Source organism: Bradyrhizobium betae, from assembly GCF_050632175.1.
GTDB lineage: Bacteria > Pseudomonadota > Alphaproteobacteria > Rhizobiales > Xanthobacteraceae > Bradyrhizobium > Bradyrhizobium betae_B.
In genome coordinates this window covers 6,641,387-6,658,976 of the sequence record NZ_CP192576.1, presented here as the reverse complement: position 1 = coordinate 6,658,976, position 17,590 = coordinate 6,641,387, and the positions used below count along the sequence as shown (strand labels likewise).

The 17,590-nt window shown below is 64.9% G+C and carries 14 protein-coding genes and 2 pseudogenes; 9 read left to right on the top strand and 7 right to left on the bottom strand.

All coding sequences use genetic code 11. From position 1 onward, the window contains the following. Positions 1–25 precede the first annotated feature (25 nt). The 4 genes from ACQ86E_RS32035 (at position 26) to ACQ86E_RS32020 (ending at position 4,630) form a co-directional block, all read left to right on the top strand. A complete protein-coding gene (locus ACQ86E_RS32035) occupies positions 26–316 on the top strand; it encodes a succinate dehydrogenase assembly factor 2 (RefSeq protein ID WP_431203352.1) in 291 nt (96 codons plus the stop codon). Next, positions 313–3,831, top strand: coding sequence for a transcription-repair coupling factor (gene mfd / locus ACQ86E_RS32030; protein ID WP_431203351.1), 3,519 nt, complete (start codon positions 313–315; stop codon positions 3,829–3,831). The genes ACQ86E_RS32035 and mfd overlap by 4 nt, the downstream gene beginning before the upstream one ends. A 247-nt stretch (positions 3,832–4,078) precedes the next feature. Continuing rightward, positions 4,079–4,288, top strand: a complete 210-nt coding sequence (locus tag ACQ86E_RS32025; protein WP_431203350.1) for a cold-shock protein — start codon at positions 4,079–4,081, stop codon at positions 4,286–4,288. Positions 4,289–4,498: 210 nt separating this feature from the next. Further along, positions 4,499–4,630, top strand: a complete 132-nt coding sequence (locus tag ACQ86E_RS32020; protein WP_431203349.1) for a hypothetical protein — start codon at positions 4,499–4,501, stop codon at positions 4,628–4,630. Positions 4,631–4,982: 352 nt separating this feature from the next. Here ACQ86E_RS32020 and ACQ86E_RS32015 read toward each other — a convergent pair whose 3' ends face one another. From ACQ86E_RS32015 to ACQ86E_RS31995, 5 genes and pseudogenes are all read right to left on the bottom strand, one after another. Continuing rightward, a complete protein-coding gene (locus ACQ86E_RS32015) occupies positions 4,983–5,357 on the bottom strand; it encodes a hypothetical protein (protein ID WP_431203348.1) in 375 nt (124 codons plus the stop codon). A 295-nt stretch (positions 5,358–5,652) separates the two neighbouring features. Continuing rightward, the gene (locus ACQ86E_RS32010; protein ID WP_431203347.1) at positions 5,653–6,108 is read right to left on the bottom strand and encodes a hypothetical protein; all 456 of its coding nucleotides are present in this window, start codon (positions 6,106–6,108) and stop codon (positions 5,653–5,655) included. A gap of 241 nt (positions 6,109–6,349) precedes the next feature. Then, the gene (locus ACQ86E_RS32005; protein WP_431203346.1) at positions 6,350–7,579 is read right to left on the bottom strand and encodes a GGDEF domain-containing protein; all 1,230 of its coding nucleotides are present in this window, start codon (positions 7,577–7,579) and stop codon (positions 6,350–6,352) included. Positions 7,580–7,663: 84 nt separating this feature from the next. Next, positions 7,664–9,171, bottom strand: a pseudogene (locus tag ACQ86E_RS32000) (AMP-binding protein). Between the two features lie 4 nt (positions 9,172–9,175). Further along, on the bottom strand, positions 9,176–10,999 hold the full coding sequence (locus ACQ86E_RS31995) for an extracellular solute-binding protein (protein WP_431206620.1): 1,824 nt from the start codon (positions 10,997–10,999) through the stop codon (positions 9,176–9,178). A 259-nt stretch (positions 11,000–11,258) separates the two neighbouring features. Here ACQ86E_RS31995 and ACQ86E_RS31990 point away from each other — a divergent pair, with 259 nt between their 5' ends. After that, positions 11,259–12,062, top strand: coding sequence for an invasion associated locus B family protein (locus tag ACQ86E_RS31990; RefSeq protein ID WP_431203345.1), 804 nt, complete (start codon positions 11,259–11,261; stop codon positions 12,060–12,062). Positions 12,063–12,139: 77 nt separating this feature from the next. Here the strand turns inward: ACQ86E_RS31990 and hspQ are convergent. Beyond that, positions 12,140–12,471 (bottom strand): annotated as a pseudogene (gene hspQ / locus ACQ86E_RS31985) (heat shock protein HspQ). A 106-nt stretch (positions 12,472–12,577) separates the two neighbouring features. On the opposite strand from hspQ, the gene ACQ86E_RS31980 reads away from it, so the two are divergent. Continuing rightward, positions 12,578–13,531 (top strand): AEC family transporter, encoded by a 954-nt coding sequence (locus ACQ86E_RS31980; RefSeq protein WP_015686014.1) that lies wholly within the window; start codon positions 12,578–12,580, stop codon positions 13,529–13,531. Between the two features lie 26 nt (positions 13,532–13,557). On the opposite strand, the gene ACQ86E_RS31975 is transcribed toward ACQ86E_RS31980, so the two are convergent. Then, positions 13,558–14,742 (bottom strand): UbiH/UbiF family hydroxylase, encoded by a 1,185-nt coding sequence (locus ACQ86E_RS31975; protein WP_431203344.1) that lies wholly within the window; start codon positions 14,740–14,742, stop codon positions 13,558–13,560. A gap of 87 nt (positions 14,743–14,829) precedes the next feature. Here ACQ86E_RS31975 and pcsA point away from each other — a divergent pair, with 87 nt between their 5' ends. Genes pcsA through ACQ86E_RS31960 form a run of 3 tightly spaced genes read left to right on the top strand, consistent with a single transcriptional unit; the run spans position 14,830 to position 17,324 of the window. After that, positions 14,830–15,609 (top strand): phosphatidylcholine synthase, encoded by a 780-nt coding sequence (gene pcsA / locus ACQ86E_RS31970; protein WP_431203343.1) that lies wholly within the window; start codon positions 14,830–14,832, stop codon positions 15,607–15,609. Continuing rightward, on the top strand, positions 15,606–16,337 hold the full coding sequence (locus ACQ86E_RS31965) for a TerC family protein (protein ID WP_431203342.1): 732 nt from the start codon (positions 15,606–15,608) through the stop codon (positions 16,335–16,337). The genes pcsA and ACQ86E_RS31965 overlap by 4 nt, the downstream gene beginning before the upstream one ends. Positions 16,338–16,349: 12 nt before the next feature. After that, positions 16,350–17,324 (top strand): quinone oxidoreductase family protein, encoded by a 975-nt coding sequence (locus ACQ86E_RS31960; protein ID WP_431203341.1) that lies wholly within the window; start codon positions 16,350–16,352, stop codon positions 17,322–17,324. Positions 17,325–17,590: the final 266 nt, after the last annotated feature.

Below are 17,590 nucleotides of genomic sequence, written 5' to 3'. Positions count from 1 at the left end.
TTCGGCGTTTGACTGGATCCGAGACATGACGGGAACGACACGATCGAGCAACGGGCTGGACGACCGCCGCAAGCGGCTTCTGTTCCGCTGCTGGCACCGCGGCACGCGCGAGATGGACCTGATCCTCGGCCGTTTCGCCGACGCCGAGATCGGCAACCTGTCCGAGGCTGAATTGACCGAGCTCGAGACCCTGCTCGAGGAGTCCGATCCCGATCTGTATGCCGCCATCACCGGCGACAAGGTGCTGCCGGCTGTTGCCAATCTAACGCTGTTTGCCCGCATCAAGGCGTTTCCGATCACGGACGGCAATCTATGAAACCTGGCTTGAAGTCTCCGGCCGAGTTGCTCACGCCCGGCCGGGCGCTGACGCTTGCCAATGTCGCCGAAGGCGCCGAGGGCCTCGTCATCTCCGATCTCGCGCGCGCCATCGCGGCGCGGCCGAAGAAACCGGCGGTCAGCCTTGCGGTCGTCTGTCGCGACGGCGCGCGCATGCAGCAGCTCGAACGGGCGCTACAATTCTTCGCGCCCGATCTGCCGGTGCTGCAGTTCCCGGCCTGGGACTGCCAGCCCTACGACCGCGTCTCGCCGCATGGCGGTATCCTGGCGCAGCGCCTGACCACGCTGGCGCGGCTGGCGCCCCTGACCGGCAGCGACAAGCCGCTGATCGTGCTCACCACGGTGAACGCCATCGTGCAGCGCGTGCCCGCGCGCGAGCTCGTCGCGGCGCAGGCGCTGTCGGTCGCGCCCGGCAATGTGGTGCCGATGGACACCATCGTCGCCTGGCTCGAGCATAACGGCTACAACCGTTCGTCGACCGTGCGCGAGCCCGGCGAATATGCCGTGCGCGGCGGCATCCTCGATTTGTTTCCGGCCGGCCTCGACCAGCCCGTGCGCTTCGACTTCTTCGGCGACAGCCTGGAATCGATCCGCACCTTCGACGCCGAGACCCAGCGCACGCTGCTCGACATGCGCGCGCTCGATCTGGTGCCGGTCTCCGAGTTTCAGCTCGTCACCGACACCATTCGCCGCTTTCGCATGGGCTATGTCGCCGAGTTCGGCGCGCCCGAGCGCGACGATGCGTTGTACGAGGCCGTCAGCGAAGGCCGCCGCCATCCCGGCATGGAGCACTGGCTGCCGCTGTTCCAGGACCGGATGGATACGCTGTTCGACTATCTGCAAGGGGCGGCCGTCGCGATCGAGCCGCAGGCCGAGGACGCCGTTCGCGAGCGCTTCAAGCAGATCGCCGACTACTACCAGGCCCGGCGCGAGGCGATGGAGCATCCCGGCGGCGGCGCGATCTACAAGCCGCTGCCCCCCGACAGGCTCTATTTGACCGAGGATGAGTGGACCAAGCGCCTCGGCGACATCCCGCTGGCGCGGCTGACGCAATTTTCAGTGCCGGCTGATGGCAGCAGTGTCGTCGATGCCGGCGCACGCAAGGGCCGCGACTTCGCGCCGGAGCGCAACGACAGCACCGTCAACGTGTTCGAGGCGGTGGTCAGCCACATCATGGCGTTGCACGCCCTCCGCAAGAAGGTCGTGGTCACGCTGTGGAGCGAAGGCTCGCGCGATCGCATGACCTCGATGCTGCGCGACCACAAGCTGCCCCACACCACCAGCGTCAACTCTTGGCGCACGGTGCAGGCGACCCCGCGCAACGAGACCATGCTCGCCGTACTCGGCCTGGAGGCCGGTTTCGAGACCGACGAGATCGCCATCATCAGCGAGCAGGACATCCTGGGCGACCGCCTGGTGCGGACGCGCAAGGCCAGTCGAAAGCTCGATAATTTCATCTCGGAGATCACGAGCCTTGCCGCGGGCGACATCGTCGTCCATGCCGATCACGGCATCGGCCGCTTCGTCGGCCTGCAGACGCTCGACGTCGCCGGCGCGCCGCATGATTGTCTCGAGCTGCATTATGCCGCCGAGGCCAAGCTGTTTCTCCCGGTCGAGAACATCGAGCTATTGTCGCGCTACGGCTCCGACCAGACCACGGTCGAGCTGGATCGTCTGGGCGGCTCCGGCTGGCAGACCCGCAAGGCCAAGCTCAAGAACCGCATCCGCGAGATCGCGGGCGAGCTGATCAAGATCGCCGCCGCGCGCCATCTGCACGAGGCGCCCAAGCTGCCGGTGCAGCCCGGCCTTTACGACGAGTTCTGCGCGCGCTTCCCCTATGACGAGACCGAGGACCAGCTCGGGGCGATCGAATCCACCCTGAAGGACCTCGAGCTCGGCCGTCCCATGGACCGGCTGATTTGTGGCGACGTCGGCTTCGGCAAGACGGAAGTCGCCTTGCGCGCGGCCTTTGCCGTCGCGCTCGAAGGCAAGCAGGTCGCGGTCGTGGTGCCGACCACGCTGCTGGCCCGCCAGCACCACAGGACCTTCACCGAGCGCTTCAAGGGCTTTCCGGTGAACGTGGCGCAGGCCTCGCGCCTGGTCCCGGCCAAAGAGCTCAACCTGGTCAAGAAGGGCATCGCCGACGGCTCCGTCGATATCGTCGTCGGTACTCACGCGCTGCTCGGCAAGGCGATCAAGTTCCGCGACCTCGGCCTCGTCATCGTCGACGAGGAGCAGCATTTCGGCGTCACCCACAAGGAACGGCTGAAGGCGCTTCGCGCCGAGGTGCATGTGCTGACGCTGTCGGCGACGCCGATCCCGCGCACGCTGCAACTGGCTCTCACCGGCGTCCGCGAGCTGTCGATCATTGCCTCGCCCCCGGTCGATCGGCTCGCGGTGCGCACCTTCGTTGCTCCGCACGATCCCCTGATGATCCGCGAGGCGCTGCTGCGCGAGCGCTATCGCGGCGGCCAGGCGTTCTACGTGGTGCCGCGCATCGACGACCTCGCCGAGGTCAAGGACTTCCTCGACAAGAACGTGCCGGAGATGAAGGTCGCGGTCGCGCATGGCCAGATGCCGCCCGCGGTGATCGAGGACATCATGACGGCGTTCTACGACGGCAAGTTCGACATCCTGCTGTCGACGACCATCGTGGAATCCGGCCTCGACATCCCCAACGCCAACACCCTGATCGTGCACCGGGCCGACATGTTCGGCCTCGCCCAGCTCTACCAGCTGCGCGGTCGCGTCGGCCGTTCCAAGCTGCGGGCCTATGCGCTGTTCACGCTGCCGGCGCAGCAGAAGATCACGGCGCAGGCCGAGCGCCGGCTCACCGTGCTGCAATCGCTGGAGACACTGGGTGCGGGCTTCCAGCTCGCCTCGCACGACCTCGACATCCGCGGCGCCGGCAATCTGCTCGGCGAAGAGCAGTCCGGCCACATCAAGGAGGTCGGCTTCGAACTCTACCAGTCGATGCTGGAGGAGGCGATCGTCAACCTCAAGGCCGGCGTCTCCGAGCCCGCGGCCGACCGCTGGTCGCCGTCGATCACCATCGGCATGCCCGTGCTCATTCCGGAAGACTATGTCGGCGACCTCTCCGTGCGGCTGTCGCTGTACCGGCGGCTCGCCGATCTCGACACCGAGGAGGAGATCGAGAACTTTGGCGCCGAGATGCGCGACCGCTTCGGCGTGCTGCCGGACGAGGTGCGCTATCTGTTCAAGGTCGCCGCGATCAAGGCATTCTGCCGTCAGGCCAATGTCGGAAAGATCGACGCCGGCCCGAAGGGCGCCGTCATCGCCTTCCGCGACAATTCCTTCGCGCATCCCGACCGCCTGGTGAGCTTCATCCGCAGCTATGGTCAGGCTGCCAAGGTACGGCCCGACATGAAGGTGGTGTTCCTGCAGGATTGGGAGACGCCGGAGGAACGCCTTGCCGGCACCACCGAGATCATGCGGCAACTGGCGCAGCTCGCGCAGAGCAAGAAGGCGGCGTGAGCAGTTATTGCTGTGCTGGAGGCGACGCAGTGCGAACGATGCGGAGGGACGCCGAATCCGAAAACGAAATGATCACTTGCTAAATGACCATGAAGCGCCTATGCTGTGTCTATCGAGTTTCGGCCGAACGACTTGGCCTCGCCGCTTTCAAGCGCGCCTGACTGACGACCCTCCCTCCAGATCTCGACGACATCGACCGTGCTTTTGAGCGCGGCCAAACGTTTATCTATCTCAAAGGACGACCCCCATGACGACGGGAACTGTGAAGTGGTTTAACAGCCAAAAGGGTTTCGGATTCATTCAGCCGGACCAGGGCAGCCAGGACGTTTTCGTTCATATCAGCGCCGTTGAACGCGCCGGCATGACCACCCTCAACGAGGGCCAGAAGGTTTCTTTCGAAATCGTCGCAGATCGCCGCACCGGCAAGTCTGCTGCTGAGAATCTGCGGGCCGACTAGGCTGCTGCAATCTCCATGACGTCGCTTTGACCACGGATGTACTGGCAGAGCTTCGGATCTCTTGACCCGCGACCGTTCACCGGCCGCGGGTTTTTTGCGTCTTCTGCTACTGATTGCGAATAACAACGGGGAATGGTGGCATTTCGCCACGATCGTCCCCATATGGACTCCATGGCAAATTGGCAGAAATCGACCACGCGACAAGCACCCATGACGAAGGCTGAGCTGCGCCTGATGCTGACCGAGGCGGTCCGCAACACGCAGTCGGACGATGAGTCGCCGCAACTGTCGGGAACGGCTGTCGCCGATCCAGCGCCCGGGATCACCGCGCCGGTTCGCTAAGCCCCCGAGAGGGAGCAGCATGCGCAACTGTCCCCGGCCCACCGAGCGAGAGCTCAAGCGGCAGCTGACGCAACTCGCGCAGAGCAAGAAGGCGACGTAGGGCATGGCTCTCGCCCCGTCATTGCGAGGGGCCCTTGCGACGAAGCAATCAAGAACTTTCCACGGAGAGAGTTCTGGATTGCTTCCACCTTCGCCGAAGGCTTCGGCGAACAGGTCGCTGCGCTAGGAAGAAACGTCGACCAAACCCATTGATACTATTTGCATCGCAAAACGTCGTTTCATTCAGCGCGCGTCGGCCCCTTGAGGCCGGTCCCAACTCGCAATGACGGTGGTTGTTGCGCGGCCCGGCTGATCAGTCGAGGCGGAATCTCAGGGAGAGGATTCCTGCCGGCTCATTCTGGACCAGCAAGAGGCCCCGCGCCGCGACCCCGGCAAAAAAGCGAAGGCTTTGCGGCGGATCGTCATCGAGCACGATCCGCTGCGATTGCGCTCCGAGCTCGAAGAAGCAACAACCGGGCCTGCCTTCGATTTCGATGCGCGCGTGGCGGGGATCATCGCGGGACAGGGAAATGATGAGCGTGACGTTCAGCTTCTTGATCTCGACACGGCATACGCCATAGGCGCAGGAGGTCGAACCAACATCGTCGTTCATCGGTGTTTCGATGCGGTAATCCAGCACGTAGTTTTTCGCGCAGGCGGGAGATGCCATCACCTGGATCGCGACCATGCAAGTCGCCGCGAATTGCATCAGCTTTGAAATCCACCGAAACATGTCGCCGCCTCCGACCATTCCGCGCTGTTCTCTTATGAAGATTGTAGCCGCATGACCCTGAACACATCAAGAACATCTTGTGTGTGTGTTCTGGGGGAGCGTGCTGCTATGCCGCCGGAACGCCTTTCATCAACTGACGAAGCCAATTCAGTCCCTGACGACGCGACGGAGAATCCGGATGTCGGGGTCATTCGGACGGGACACTTTGGGGATCTGCGGTGCAACGAGAGAACGGTTTGACTGAGTTGTGTTAGGCGTTACGCGCAGGTCCTGGTTGGTCGGTGCCGCAAGGATCCTCACTCTGCCATTTGTTGGTGGAGCGAGGATGGGTGGGACGGCCCGGTTGATCGAGATCCCTCGGATCGACGGGACGGATTTCACTGGCGCTGTTATTTTCTAGATTCGGGATTGCCTGACCGGTCTGTTCGATGGCGGAGTCAATCATTTCTTTGACAGAAGGCCATACTGAGCTGGGGTCATCGAGATATTGTTCGGTCGCGAGAACGCTGTCCTTAAATCTCTTGAGATCGTCGATGGTCTCGTGGGCAGATTTTCTCGGTCCCTCGTCCCACCATGAGCCTTCGCCGGACATGTAATGATCGATGACGTCGCGCGCGCGACTCATAATTTCGTCCTTGTCTGACGGACTGATCGTGACAGACCCGGCCCCGATCGGCGGAAGTGGTCTTTTCTCAATGGTCGGCATGAAAAATCTCCTGCGCAAATGAAAAAGCCCGCGGCGGATTTCTCCGCGCGGGCTGACGAACATTTTTCGATGATGCCAATATGCCAGTGTTTTGCCCGACGGGTCAAGTAAGTTCGAAAAATCCGCAAGTCATTGCTTCGACAGTTGACAGCTACTTTGCATGGGGTTGTTTTCCGATTTTTCGAATCACAGGGGGATCGAACTCCCGCCAAGGGTGGTCCGCAAAATCAGGTGAAGACGATTACGACGCCGCCCGCGACGCATCGGCCGACAGCCGCGCCAGCAGCGACCTTGCCGTGTCCGAAGGCGACAGCGAATCCACGCTGACGACGGGATCGCTGCGCATCTCGTGCTTGCCGTTCGAGGTGTGCCGCATCACCGCGGAGAGGCGGCGGGCAATCATGTGCGCCGTGCGGAAGTCGGTTTCCGCGAACACCACGATCACCGAGCCGTCCTTCTGCGCTGCGCCGAAATCCATCTGCCGCATCAGGCGGCTCAGGATGCGCGCGGCATCGAGCTGGGCGCGGGAATTGCCGGGGTCGAAGGCGAAGCGCGCGACCGAGAGGCCGCCGCCGCGGGCGAGCGTCTGCTCGACCGCCTTGGCGAAATCGCGGGCGAAGGCTTCCACCGTGAGCAGGCCGCTGCGCGGATCGAGCCAGCCGCCGGCATCGATCGAGCGCAGGGTGCGGCTCATCTGGCCTTCCATGGCGCGCTGGCGGATCAGCGGCAGCGCATTGGCGGCGACCTTCGCCGGCTCGCCCGGGATCAGCTCGAGATTGGGCAGGTCATAGCTCTGCGCGAGCTGGTGTGCGGTGACCACCACGGGCAGGTTGCGGAAGCGGGTGTCCTCGGCGAGCACCGTGAGGAAGGCATCGGTGACGCGCGCGGTAAAACCTTCGGCGAGCACGACGCCGTCGATGTCGCGGGTGTTGAGATGCTTTGCTGCGGCCTCGATGGAGAGCGCGCCGACGACGCCGACGCGCTCGCCGAGTGCGACGGAAAGCGCGGGATAAGCCGAACCGCGGCCGATCAGGAGCACGGTGGCATCGCGCACGGGATCGCCCTCCGGCAGCACGACCTTCGTCTCCGGCAGCCGGCGCATCACGGTGGCATGAAGGGTGCGGACGCGCAGTGCAGCGCGGAGCCGTGCGATCAGGCGGTCGGAATTTCCACTGCGCGAGGACGTAGAAAAGGGCAGGGCGTTGTGCGGCAGCGTGCCTGCTGCATCGAGGGCCACGAAGGGCAGGTAAGGCGATTGGTCCGCGATCTTCGCCGCGAGCGCCGCCATGTGCGGCTCGTGTTCGCCGGACATCGCCGCGAGAACCACGGCGGGCTGCACCTGCTCGACGGCGCGCGCCGCGCTGGCCCAGTCGCTGTCGACCACGGGAAAGAGGCGCGCCTCGCCCAGCGCCGCAATGAAGGCCGGCCGTTCGGCATCGGACACAAACAGGATCGGGCCCGCCTGGGACATCTCACACTCTGACCACGCAACAGATGCTGCGCAATCTAGTCCGGCGGCCTTAATGCTGCGTCAATGCATCAGTCAAAACTGTGCCTAGATCGCCCCGGAGCGGTCGCGAAAAGCCTCGACCATCAGGGGTTAAGCCCGAGTTCGCTGAGCGCTTCGCGAGCGCGGGCATTGTCCTGGGCCCGGCCTGCCAGCCTGTGACCCGAGAGCCGATCCGGCAGCGCGGTGAGCAGGGCGCCCTGGCCGAGCCGCCGCGCCCATTCCTGGAGGTCATTGGAGAGGAAGCGGTAGCCGCCGACGGCCATGATGCCGGAGGGCGGCGCCGTGATGCAGATCGCACCGCTGGCACGGTCGATCCGCGCGGCGTAGCCGGTGTCGACATAGTCGCGCGGCGGCTGCGCGATCAGGGCGTCGCCGACCGGTTGCGGCGGGGCATAGGCCGCAATCGGCGCCATCGGCCCGCGCAAGCCGAGCGTGCCCTTGGGCGTCACCAGGATCTCGCCTGCGATGGAGGAGCCCGACTGCTCGCGCGGGGCGCCGTGCGGGCCGGGCATGACGGGCACCGGCATGCCGTCCTCGCCCCGACGGGCGCCGAACAGGCCAGCCTCGCCGAACAGATAGACGTCGGTCAGCGGCGCATGCGGCGAGGTCCAGGCCTCGCTCGTGGCCACCTGCTCGGGCGCACGCCACAGGCCGATGACGTTGCGCAAGCTCGGCAGCCGCGCCGCGAGGTTGGAATCGCCGAGCCGCAGCGCGAGTTGCGCCGGCGCGATCAGCACCTCGCATTCATGCGCGTTGATCTGCTGCTCCAGCACGTCGTTCTCGAACGGATGATGCAGCGCCAGCGCGCCGCCGCACAGCAGCCACACCGCGAGCGAGGAGGCGAGGCCGGCGAACGACATCGGCGTGAACGCCGCCATCACCGTCGCGCCCTGCCTGATGTCGGCTTCGAGCGACATCGCAAGGCCGCCGGCGATCAGGCTGAAATGCGGCCGCGGCACCGGGCGAAAACCCTCCGCGGTGACGTCGAACGAGATCATCGCCGCCTTGCGGCCATCCTGGATCACGGCGCGCGCGGCGCCCGGCGGGCGCGCCAGCACGTCATCGAGCGAGGCCATGCCTTCGGGCAGGTCGGTGCCGAAGCCGCAGACATATCGAATCGAGAAGGCTTCGGCCGCGGCATGCATCGCGAGGTCGGCATAGCTGACGCCGTCGACCTTGCTCATGGTGACGATGGCGCGCGCTGCGGTGCGGTTGAGCGCCGCGGTCAGTTCGGCATGGCGCCAAAGCAGGGGCAGCACGGCGACGACGAGCCCTGCGCGATGGGCGGCCAGCACGGTCAGCACGAACTCGACCGTATTCGGCAACTGGATCGCGATGACGGAATTGGCCGGCAGCCCCGATTCGACGAAATGCGCCGACAGCGCCTCGATGGCGGTGTCGGCCTCGGCATAGGTCATCCGCCGCGGCTGATGGCCGGTCACGCGGGCCTTGTTGAGGGGGTCGAGCAAAGCGGGCGCGTGCGGCTGCCGCATCAGCGTGCGCTGAAACAGCGTGTCGAGTGTCGGCGATACGGCTGGCGCTGGCTGGTTCACGGCGTCACTTCGCTTGCTGCTGCGACCACCAGGTCTCCGGCAGGTAGCCGGACAGCGCGGTGGCCTTTGGTCGTTCTATCCGATTCCAGCGCGCGATCCATTGCTCGGATACGTTAAACAGCGGGATTGTGTAGAAACCGGAGATCAAGACGCGGTCGAGCGACCGGACCGCCGAGACGAAGTCCGTATGATCACGGGCCTCGAGCAGGGCGCCGATCATGGCATCGACGGCCGGATCCCTCGCACCCATGTAGTTGCGGGTGCCCGGATTGTCCGCGGCCGCGCTGCCCCAATAGAAATATTGCTCGTTGCCGGGCGACAGCGACTGATCCCAGCGGTTCTGGATCATGTCGAATTCATAACTGAGCCGGCGCTGGTCGAACTGAACGGGGTCGACCGTCCGCACGCTCGGCTCGATGCCGGCGCGCCTGAGGTCGCGCTGGAACGCGAGCGCGATGCGTTCCTGATCGCGGGTCGTGACCAGCATCTCGAAGCTGAACGGGACCTTGGTCGCGCGGTTGCGCAGCACGGTGCCATCGAGATCATAGCCGGCTTCCGACAACAGCTTCAGAGCCGCCCGCAGCGTGGTGCGGTCGCGGCCGGAGCCGTCGGTCACCGGCAGGTGGTAGCTGCCATCCATGATGTCGGGCGGGATCTGCGCAGCAAAGGGTTTCAACAGCTCTCGCTCGCGCGCATCCGCGGGTCTGCCATAGGCCGAGAGGTCCGAGCCGGCAAAATAACCGGCGACGCGCGCATAGAGTCCGAAGAAGTAGTTGCGGTTGACCAGCTCGAAATCGAACAGCAGCGTCAGCGCCTGGCGCACGCGGATGTCGGAGAAGATCGGACGGCGCGTGTTGAACACCAGGAATTCGGACGGTTGCGGGACGCCCGGCCTGATGGTGTCGCGGATCACCTCGCCGCTTTTCGCGGCCGGAAAATCGTAGCCGTCGTGCCAGCGCAGCGGCTCGTGCTCGACGCGGAAATCATAGAGGCCGCGCTTGAAGGCTTCGAACTGGCCGTTGGCCTCGCGAAAATAATCGAGCCTGATCTCGTCGAAATTGTAGAGCCCGCGATTGATCGGCAAATCGCGCGCCCAATAATCGGGATTGCGGGTGAGGGTCACGCTGGCGCCGGGCTTCACCGCCGTGACGCGATAGGGGCCCGAGCCGATGGGGGCCGTCAGCGTGGTCTCTTCGAAGGTCGCGACATCGACGGCATGCTTCGGCAGGATCGGCATCAGGCCAAGGATCAGCGGCAGTTCGCGGTCGTTGGCCCCGGTGAGGTCGAAGCGGACGGTGAGGGGGTCGAGCGCCTCAGCCTTGACGACCTTGGCGTAATATTGCCGGTGGTTGGGGCGGCCGTGATCGCGCAGCAGCTGCCAGGAGAACAGCACGTCCTCGGCCGTGACCTGCTTGCCGTCGGAGAAGCGGGCCCGGGGATCGAGGCGGAAGGTGACGTAGCTCCGCTCGTCGTCGGTCTCAACGGTTCGGGCGAGCAGGCCGTAGAGCGTGAAGGCCTCATCCTGGCCGCGTGCGAGCAGGCTCTCGACCACGTAGTTTCGCGTCTGCTGCACCGCCAATCCCTTGACGATGAGAGGATTGAGGCTGTCGAAGGTGCCGAGAATGCCCCAGGTCAGCCGGCCACCCTTGGGGGCGTCGGGATTGGTGTAGGGCATGTGGGTGAAGTCGGCCGGCATCGCCGGCTTGCCGTGCATGGCGATGGCATGGGTTTGCTCGGCCCGCGCTGCGCTTGCCGACAACGCGACCGCCAGCGCGAACGCGCAGAGACGGACGCCGGAGCCCTCGAAAGGGCGCTGGAACATGAACATCGGCACACGTTGATTCGAACACCGGCGAGGCCTGAATCCTATCACAGGGATTTTCACCGGGAGCAGGCCCGGATGGCGTCAAAAACGGTTGTCGGCATTGATCTTTCCGTCGACCACGCTAAGAAGGCGGGCAATCGCGCAGGAGCGCCGAGCCGGTCAACTATCCGCCTCAATTGACGGGGAGACAGCCGCGCCCAGCGGCTAGGTTCGGTTCCTCGGAGCGGTTCGGGCGCTTCCCGTTCAGAAAGGGTTTTCCGCAATGAATTTCCGTTACTTGGCCGCGTCCGTCCGGCCGCGCGGGCGACTTATCGCCTTGTTGACGGCGACGGTGTTGGCCGCTCCGTTTGCCGCCGAGGCCCAGAACCCGGCGCCGGCCCCCGGTGCACCCAAGGCGGCCCCGAAAGCCGCTCCCAAGGCAGCTCCGAAGGCGCCGGCGGCCCAGGCGCCCGCTCAGCCTCCCGCTGCGGGCGCTCCGGCGCAGCAGGGCGCGGCCCAGCCGGCTGATCAGCAGATCCAGCTGATCTACGCCCCCTGGACCAAGTTCTGCCTCAAGGGCCAGGACGCCAACGCCAAGCAGGTCTGCTTCACCGGCAAGGACGGCCGCATCGAGTCGGGCCAGCCGGTCATCGCGGCGGTCATCATCGAGCCGGAAGGCGAGCCCAAGAAGATCCTGCGCGTGACGCTGCCGCTCGGCATGCAGCTCGTGCACGGCACCCGCATCATCGTGGACAACAACGCGCCGCTGCAGAGCCCCTATGTGATCTGCTTCCAGAACGGCTGCATGTCGGATTACGAGGCCACGCCCGAGTTCATCAACAGCATGAAGAAGGGCCAGAATCTCGTCGTCCAGGCGATCAATGCCAACGGCGCGCCCCTGACCCTGCCGCTGCCGCTCGCCGGCGAATTCCAGAAGGCCTATGACGGTCCGCCGACCGATCCGAAGGTGTTCGAGGAAACCCAGAAGAAGCTCCAGGAAGAGCTTCAGAAGAAGGCCGACGAACAGCGCAAGAAGCTCGAGCAGAGCGGCGGTGCGCCCGGCGCAGCTCCGGCCGGCCAGAAGTAATCGGGACCAAATCCCGGACATGAAAAAGGCGCTCGGTTTGAGCGCCTTTTTTGCTGGCCGCTCGTTGGCGGCGAAACTCAGTTGAGGGACGGATTGCGCGGCCGGTAGCCGCCGGTCTTGTCCTTGATGAAGATCTCGGCGACCTGGGAATGCCGGATCGGCTCGCCGGAATCGTCCGGCAGCAGGTTCTGCTCGGAGACGTAGGCGACGTATTCCGACTCGGCATTCTCCGCGAGCAGGTGGTAGAACGGCTGGTCCTTGTGGGGCCGCACCTCCTCGGGGATCGACAGCCACCATTCCTCGGTGTTGTTGAATTCCGGATCGATGTCGAAGATCACCCCCGGAACGAGAAGATCCGGTGGCGAACGACCTGTCCGATCTGGAATTTCGCGGTCCGCGCTTTAATCATTTCCCGTCGATAGACCAGGATTGTGGCCGATGCTAGTGCCCTTGTCTGGAATTAACCCGCGGCTACTGGGCAGATAGCCCCAAGGTCTTCAGAAAACACTTCACCAATGGCCGATATCCTCAATCTGGCGCTCCCTTATTTCGGCTTGATCTTTGTCGGCTTCGCCTGCGGCAAGGTCAAATCCCTGCCGGAATCAGGCCTCGCCTGGATGAACTTCTTCCTGCTTTACGTGTCGCTGCCGGCGCTGCTGTTTGCGATCATGTCGAAGACGCCGTTCTCGGAGCTGAACAACCCGCCGTTCCTCGTCGCGACCACGCTGTCGACGGTTGCCGCGTTCACCCTGGCGCTGGTCGTGGGGAAGGTTTTCGGTCGCCTGACGCTGCGTGAGGCGACGCTCGCCGGGCTCTCCGGCGGCTACGGCAATATCGGCTATATGGGGCCGGGCCTCGCGCTCGCGGTGCTCGGAACCAAGGCGTCGGCGCCGACCGCGCTGATCTTCTGCTGTGACAGCATCTTCCTGTTCACGATCGTGCCGCTGCTGATCGAGCTCTCCGACCGCGATCATCCCTCGATCATTCATGCCTTCGGCGTCGTGCTGAAGCAGATCGTGCTCAACCCGCTGATCATGTCGGCCTGTTTTGGAGCGGCGTTTGCGTCGCTCCACATCGAGATGCCGGTCGCGCTCGATCGCACCATCACTTTTCTGCAGAACGCGGCGGCGCCGACCGCGCTGTTCGTGCTTGGCGTGACGGTGGCGCTGCGTCCGTTCGACCGGGTGCCGTGGGAGGTGCCGGGCGTGATTGCAATCAAGCTGCTGTTTCATCCGCTTGCCGCGTTCGGGCTGATGCTGGCGTTCGGTCCGTTCGCGCAGCCCTGGGCCGCGACCGCGGTGCTGATGGCCTCGCTGCCGCCGGCGCTGAACGTGTTCGTGATTGCCCGGCAGAACGACGCCTGGATCGAATCCGCCTCCGTTGCCGTGCTGCTCGGGACGTTTGCGTCGGTGGTCACGCTGACCAGCGTGATGTGGCTGCTGCAGACGGGGCGGCTTGCGTTTCCCTGAGGAGCGCTATCCGCTGGCGCCGCCAGTTAACGTCGCCACGTCGGCGTCAGGCCCTCCCGCATCGCAAAGCGCCGGAGCGGGCCGATGGCGCCGAGCAGGTGCATGCCGATCGCGCGGACCGGCTGTAGCGGCAGGAAATCGTTGAGCAGGGAGCGGTTGGCGATGTCGATCGCGAACGTGCGGCTCAGGATATCGGGGCGCCGCGCGCGGTCGTAGCGCTTGAGCACCTCGTCCGCACCCGGATCCTGTCCCGCGGCGACGGCTTCGCCCGCCAGTCTCGCAATATCGGCGGCGTCGCGCAGGCCGAGATTGAGGCCCTGGGCGCCAATCGGCGGAACCACGTGGGCGGCCTCACCGACCAGTGCGATACGGTCGCGGCCGAAGGATTTGGGGCGTTCGATCGCGAGCGGAAACAGGTGACGGCCAGGCTCGACCGTCATGCGTCCCAGAATGGAATGCGACTGCTTCTCGATCGCGGCGGACAGTTCCGCGTCGCTCAAGCCGCGAAGCCGCTCGGCCTCCGCGGGCGCAGAGACCCAGACGATGCTGGAGCGGTCGCCGGGCAGGGGCACGAACACGCAGGGGCCATGCGGCGTGTGGAACTCGGTGGAGACATTGCGGTGCGGGCGCGCGTGGCCGACGTTGAAAGTCAGCGCGGTCTGCGTCAGGTCGCGCCGCGTCACCTCGATGCCGGCGGCTTCCCGGCACAGCGAATGCCGTCCGTCGGCGCCGACCACGAGCCGGGTCGAGAGGAATTGCGCGGAGGCCGTGCGGATGGAGACATCATCGGCGCCGATGACGATGCTCTCGGCCTCGTCGTCGAAACGCACGAGCCCGGGAAACTCGGCCGCGCGCTCTTCCAGCGCCAGCATCAGCGAGCGGTTGTCGATGTTGTAGCCGAAGGCGTCGAGCGCGATCTCGTGACAGGAGAACCGGACCTCGGGGCTGCGGAACAGCCGGCCGGTATCGTCGACCAGTCGCATGACCTCGAGCGCGGCCGCCTTGTCCTTGCAGCTCGGCCAGACGTCGAGGCTCTCCAGCAGATCGACGGAGGCGCCCAGCAGCGCGGTGGTGCGGTTGTCGGCGTAGGGCACGCGCCGGGCCACCAGCGCGGTCCGCGCGCCAGCCTGCGCCAGTGCGATCGCAGCCGCGAGTCCTGCCGGTCCGCCGCCGATCACGGCCGTGTCAAAGAGTGTCGGTACGTCTGTCATGGAACGACATTGGACACGCCCCGCGGCAAATACAAGCCCACCTATTTTTCCGCGATTTTGCGCCGAATTGTGCGACGGAGCGCCGCAATGGCTTATGTGCAAACCGGTGCCATTCTGATAGCAGGAACCATGAATACCGAGATGGATACCCAGCAGGATTCCCTGAAGCCGAGACCGGCGATCCGCGCCGCGGCCTTTTCGGTGCATATCTTCACCGCCTTCGGCGCGGCCATCGCGCTGCTGGCCATGCTGGAGGCCGTGCGGGAGCATTGGGCGAGCATGTTTCAGTGGCTGGGCGTCGCCCTGATCATCGACGCCATCGACGGTCCGATCGCGCGGCTGCTGAAGGTCAAGGACGTACAGCCGAACTGGTCGGGCGACGTGCTCGATCTCGTGGTCGACTTCGTCACCTATGTGTTCGTGCCGGCCTATGCGATTGTCGCGAGCGGCCTGCTGCTGCCGGTGGCGGCGCCGCTGCTCGGCATCGCCATCATCGTCACCAGCGCACTATATTTCGCCGATCTGCGCATGAAGGCGGACGACAATCATTTTCGCGGGTTTCCGGCGCTGTGGAATGCGGCGGCGTTCTACCTGTTCCTGCTGCACTGGCCGCCGCTGTGGTCGACGCTGCTGGTGGCGACGCTGGTGGTGCTGACCTTCGTGCCGTTCCATGTGTTGCATCCGGTCCGCGTCGTGCGGCTGCGCTGGCTGACGATGTCGCTGATCGCGGTCTGGGCGGTGCTCGGCCTCTACACGCTGGAGATGGATTTTCGCGTCGGCACCGGCGTGACGGTCGCGCTCTGCGCCATCGCGCTGTGGATCAGCTTCAGCGACGCCATGATCCGTCTGGCAAGATCCTTCGCATGATGCACCTGCTCACCAGCCCGGAAGCCTGGGCCGCGCTGCTCACCTTGACCGCGCTCGAGATCGTGCTCGGCATCGACAACGTCATCTTCCTGTCGGTGCTGGTTGCGCGCCTCCCGGCAGATCAGGCCAACCGGGCCCGGAAGATCGGGCTGGTGCTGGCGCTCGTCTTCCGCCTCATTCTGCTCAGCCTTCTGTTCTGGCTGACCGGCCTGACTGCGCCGGTGTTCTCGCTCGGGGGGTATGACTTCTCCTGGCGCGATCTCATCCTGATCGGCGGCGGCCTGTTCCTGATCGCGAAGGCGACGCACGAGATCCACGCAGCGGTCGAGCCGCCCGATGCGAAGGAAGATCACGCCTCCAGCCGAAACGCCTTCTTGCTGGTGATCGCCCAGATCATCGTCATCGATCTCGTGTTCTCGCTGGACTCGATCATCACCGCGATCGGCATGGCGCAGGAGATCGAGATCATGATCGCCGCTGTCCTGATCGCCTGCGCCGTCATGTACGTCTCGTCCGGCCCGGTGGCGCGGTTCGTGGCCGAGCATCCGACCACCAAGATGCTGGCGCTGGCCTTCCTGGTTCTGATCGGCGTCGCGCTGGTGGCCGATGGACTGAAATTCCACATTCCGCGCGGTTACATTTATTTCGCGATCGCGTTCTCGGCGGCAGTGGAATTCTTCAACGTGCTGGCCAGGCGCAACCGCCGCAAGACCGGCAACGAGACTTAAGGAGCTCAGGCAATGACCAAAGCCGTCCGTGTACACAAGGTTGGGGGCCCCGAAGCCCTGGTCTATGAGAGCGTCGACGTACCGGCGCCCGGACCCGGCGAAGTGCGCATCCGCCAGCATGCGGTCGGCCTGAACTTCATCGACGTCTACTATCGCACCGGCCTCTACAAGGCGGCGGGGCTGCCCTTCATCGTCGGCAACGAGGCCTCGGGCGAGGTCATGGCGGTGGGACCGGGCGTGACCAATTTCCATCCCGGCGACCGCGTCGCCTACTACCACAATCTCGGTGCCTATGCCGGCGAGCGCAACATCCCCTGGGAGAAGCTGGTCAAGCTGCCCGATCACATCACCCACGAGCAGGGCGCCGTGCTGATGCTGAAGGGTCTGACCGTCTGGTATCTGCTGCACAAGACCTTCAAGGTCGAGCCGCATCACCGCGTGCTGATCCACGCCGCCGCCGGCGGCATCGGGCTCTTGGCCTGCCAATGGGCGAGGGCGCTCGGGGCGCATGTCATCGGCACCGTCGGTTCGCGCGAGAAGGCCGAGCTCGCGGAGGCCAATGGCTGCGACCACGTCATCCTGTACAATGAAGAAGATTTCGTCGCGCGCGTCAAACAGATCAGCCGCAACGAGGGCTGCGATGTCGTGTATGACGGCGTCGGCAAGGCGACGTTTCCGGGCTCGCTGTCGTGCCTCAAGCCGCGCGGCATGTTCGTCTCGTTCGGCAATGCCTCGGGGCCAGTGCCGCCGTTCTCGATCGCCGAGCTCAACAATCACGGTTCGCTGTTTGCGACGCGGCCGAAGCTCAACGATTACGTCGGCACGCGCAAGGAGCTGCTGGAAGGCGCCGACACGCTGTTTTCCGCCGTCATCAACGGCAAGCTGCACGTGCCGATCAATCACGCCTACGCGCTCAAGGACGCCGCGAAGGCGCATATCGATCTCGAAAGCCGCAAGACGACCGGCGCGTCGATCCTGAAGCCCTGAGGCGCCGCGCCCGCCCCCTGCAACACGGCGATTTGTCGGTACGGTAGCGGACCTATCGCGTCCTATGCCCGATTGCGCTCGCTTTTTCGGCGCATCAAGTTCGCGGGGCTGCCACGATTCGATCCGGCTTGTGGCGGTTGGAATGTCGACGATCCGACACGGGGGCGAGATGTCAAACACTGCAAAATCCGAATTCAGGCATCCTGAGGCGCAATGCGCTGTGTGCGTAGCGCGGACGCCGCATTTGCACGAGAGGCGCGCGGTTG

Bases quoted from the DNA above. Each gene is read 5' to 3' on its own strand.
- ACQ86E_RS32035 (WP_431203352.1), top strand. From the start codon at position 26: ATGACGGGAACGACACGATCGAGCAACGGGCTGGACGACCGCCGCAAG.
- mfd (WP_431203351.1), top strand. From the start codon at position 313: ATGAAACCTGGCTTGAAGTCTCCGGCCGAGTTGCTCACGCCCGGCCGG.
- ACQ86E_RS32025 (WP_431203350.1), top strand. From the start codon at position 4,079: ATGACGACGGGAACTGTGAAGTGGTTTAACAGCCAAAAGGGTTTCGGA.
- ACQ86E_RS32020 (WP_431203349.1), top strand. From the start codon at position 4,499: ATGACGAAGGCTGAGCTGCGCCTGATGCTGACCGAGGCGGTCCGCAAC.
- ACQ86E_RS32015 (WP_431203348.1), bottom strand. From the start codon at position 5,357: ATGGTCGCGATCCAGGTGATGGCATCTCCCGCCTGCGCGAAAAACTAC.
- ACQ86E_RS32010 (WP_431203347.1), bottom strand. From the start codon at position 6,108: ATGCCGACCATTGAGAAAAGACCACTTCCGCCGATCGGGGCCGGGTCT.
- ACQ86E_RS32005 (WP_431203346.1), bottom strand. From the start codon at position 7,579: ATGTCCCAGGCGGGCCCGATCCTGTTTGTGTCCGATGCCGAACGGCCG.
- ACQ86E_RS31995 (WP_431206620.1), bottom strand. From the start codon at position 10,999: ATGTTCATGTTCCAGCGCCCTTTCGAGGGCTCCGGCGTCCGTCTCTGC.
- ACQ86E_RS31990 (WP_431203345.1), top strand. From the start codon at position 11,259: ATGAATTTCCGTTACTTGGCCGCGTCCGTCCGGCCGCGCGGGCGACTT.
- ACQ86E_RS31980 (WP_015686014.1), top strand. From the start codon at position 12,578: ATGGCCGATATCCTCAATCTGGCGCTCCCTTATTTCGGCTTGATCTTT.
- ACQ86E_RS31975 (WP_431203344.1), bottom strand. From the start codon at position 14,742: ATGACAGACGTACCGACACTCTTTGACACGGCCGTGATCGGCGGCGGA.
- pcsA (WP_431203343.1), top strand. From the start codon at position 14,830: ATGGCTTATGTGCAAACCGGTGCCATTCTGATAGCAGGAACCATGAAT.
- ACQ86E_RS31965 (WP_431203342.1), top strand. From the start codon at position 15,606: ATGATGCACCTGCTCACCAGCCCGGAAGCCTGGGCCGCGCTGCTCACC.
- ACQ86E_RS31960 (WP_431203341.1), top strand. From the start codon at position 16,350: ATGACCAAAGCCGTCCGTGTACACAAGGTTGGGGGCCCCGAAGCCCTG.